Origin of the sequence: Stieleria sp., assembly GCF_041595215.1 — a bacterium.
GTDB lineage: Bacteria > Planctomycetota > Planctomycetia > Pirellulales > Pirellulaceae > Stieleria > Stieleria magnilauensis.
The window spans coordinates 1-2901 of the sequence record NZ_JBFHKV010001075.1 but is presented as its reverse complement, the minus strand read 5'-3'; the positions used below and the strand labels follow the sequence as shown (position 1 = coordinate 2901).

The 2901-nt window shown below is 59.9% G+C and carries 2 protein-coding genes; one reads left to right on the top strand and one right to left on the bottom strand.

Annotated features, from left to right (window positions below; all coding sequences use genetic code 11):
- A partial coding sequence (locus ABX749_RS28180; protein ID WP_372898962.1) for a universal stress protein occupies positions 1–336 on the top strand: 336 nt, incomplete at its 5' end.
- A 72-nt stretch (positions 337–408) separates the two neighbouring features.
- On the opposite strand, the gene ABX749_RS28175 is transcribed toward ABX749_RS28180, so the two are convergent.
- On the bottom strand, positions 409–2901 hold a 2493-nt coding region (locus tag ABX749_RS28175), incomplete at its 5' end, for a carbohydrate-binding family 9-like protein (RefSeq protein ID WP_372898961.1).

Genomic DNA, 2901 nt, shown 5'->3' with positions numbered 1-2901 from the left:
CAGACGCCGCATTCCAGCGAGGCCATCGAACGCGGGCTGCGCGCGATCTCGGCGCTGGGAAGCGAGAACGCGACGTTGACGCTGTTCCACGTCGGCTCGACGTCCATGCCCGACGTCAACATTCCCGAGGGCCCCTGGCGAGTCGAGCAGAAGGTGGTCCCGGCGGGCGATCCGGCGTCTGAAATCATCGCGCTGGCCAGCGAAACCAAAGCCAACCTGATCGCCATGGTGACCGACGGCGCTCACGGATTCTTGGATGTCTTTCGTGGCACGACGACCGACAAAGTCGTCCGTCACGCACCCTGTCCCGTGCTGGCTATCCCGACCAACGGATGATCCGCAGTGGCGTACGCTTCCAGCTTGCGATCCACAATCGCGAATCGCAAACGCGGATGCCTCGCCCACGCTCTACTCAACAAATTCGACAAAGCCGAAGTAGTCGGGGTGGTGGAAGCGTGGGAAATTACGGTCGCCTTGTGACCATTGGCTTTTAACCGCCATGTTGCCTTCCAACCGATTCAGGTTCAACCGCCAGCGGTCGCCGACCTCGGGGCGACCGGATGGTAAGACGTGTTGAAACAACCGGAATGGAATCGCGACTTCCAAGGTCCAGCCACGGTCGGTGTCGGTCGAATCGTTTAATGTTCCGTCGACGACGACCGCGCATCGAATACCATCCGGGTTCCATTCATCGTCGGGGTTTTTACCTTCGGGACGATAATTGTCCAGCTGGGTTCCGAGCGCGTTCATTTCGAGGTTGAAATAGTTTTCTGGGTGATCGATCTCGGGTGACGCGAACACCTCCACGCAATCATCGCGATACACGTCACTGTCGCGCTCGGTCCGCGTCGCCAAGACATCGCGATCGGTGCAATGGAACGAAACGTAGAGGAACTGATCGTCCCACAACAGTTTGGCGTCGGTGGGTTGCCGCGGTCCATCGCCTTCGTTCCACCAGGTGAACACAAACTCGCCGACCGATGGCGCGGATGCCCAGGCGGCTTCGTCACGTCGTCCATCGATCACGACCGGTTGGCGGGTGCGTCGAACGATCGCCGACTTGTGTTGCAGCGGTCCGATCGTGCGCTGCGATCTCAAATAGGCCAACAGGTCGGCGGCTTGCTGGGGCGTCATGCCGGAGAGCAATTGGTCGGGCATCACCGACTTTGCCGACGGTTCCATCAACTCGATTTCATCGACCGCTAGCGTTCGTGATTTCCCGGTCGCATCGGTCATCGTCAATTGTTCCGCTGTCTCCTCGGTGACGATCCCGACGAACACCTCGCCGTCGCCGGTCAACACCTTTCGAGCGCGGTACTTGGCATCGATCTTTTCCGAGGGACGCACCAAGCTGGCCAACAATTCTCCGGGCGTCATTTGGGTTCCGATGCCGCTCAAGTCGGGGCCGACGTTTTGCCCGATCGCTCCGATGCGATGACAAAGTCGGCAATTCACGTCCTTCGCTTGCTCGAACAAGTGCTTGCCGCGCTCGGCGGAACCCTCGATCGCCAACAGTGTCTCTTCGTCGATCGTCGCGCCCAAACGGGTGACACGCTGGTCTTCGGGGAGATAGTGTTCAAACAAATCTCGTACCAGGGGATCGTCACTCTGGGTTGCTCGCTGAACGATGGCACTTCGAAGTTCGTTGGCCGCAGACAGTTGGGCACAGGCCAGCGACAATTCCAACGCTGCTCCGGGCGACTGCAGCCGATGGTCCAATTTGCGGTCGAAGTCGTCATCCAATGCCAAGTCAGCGATCGCTTCGGAGACGTCATCGGTCCTGTCCCCGCCCTTCATCGAGGCGATCCAGTCGCGCAGCAGCGTCACTCCTTGGACGTCGATCACGTTGGATCCGAATTGTGGCATGTGTCCTCGGCCGGTTTTCAGAGCACGATAAAGCAGCACGCTGCGGTGCGGATCGCCCGGTGCGACGACGCGAGCGTCTGGAATGCCGAACGTGCCTTGGGCCGGTGGTTCGTCAAGGTAATTATTGAACTCCAATGACTTCGTCACCTCGAAGTTGAAGTTGGCGGTCCCGCCGCCTTGCTTGCGATGACAAGTCGAACAGTTCAGTGCCAGGTAGGATCGTGCCCGGTCCTGGATCGGTTGGGATGGATCATGGGGGGATGCGATCGGTGGTTTCGCGGGAACCGGATCACGAAACAGTCCCAGCTTGGTCAAACGGGTCAGCTGGTTGTCTTGCAGGGAGCCGATGTTTAATTGTTCCGGCCAGAAGGCGTGGACGCCACCGGCTGCCCAGATGTGACAGAGCAGGCATTCGCTGCGGCTGGCGTGACGCCAGGTTTGGGTGCGCATGCCGCCGGGAAATCGTTCGTCCTTGATGGTCAACGTGCGTTCGGACGCGACGTCATCTTGCAGCACGGCGTCGGTTTGATCGTCGTTCCAAACGTAGTTGTACGCTTGCCATTCGTCGCCGAGCAAATGCAGCACCTGGGTCTCCAAACGCCGCTCGGTCGCCAGGTCCCTCGGATCGGTGCGGTAGGTGACGGTTTTGGCAACGACGGTATCGGCTGGGAACTTGAATCGCCCCGCCAGTTGTCCGGTCTGCCAATCGTCTCGATCGTACAGCGTCAGTTGTTCGTCGCCGGGGATCGCGATCCACTGTCGGGACTGGGTACCATCGGCCCAATGGTGGGCACTGATTTCGTACTCGACGACACCCGCGGCCGGCGTGAGAGATTCAACGTCGGCGAACAGTCCGGTCTCGCTGAGTCGTGTCGGAAACGACTGACTGGCCTCGGTGATCGGATTCGGCTGCAACCGCAGAATGGTGCCGTCGTAGCCGACGATCAGCACTTCGCCGCTCGGATCGAGCATGAAGCAGATGACTTGCAGCGGGGTGTCGACCAATTCCTTTTGCCACAGCACGCGATCACCTTG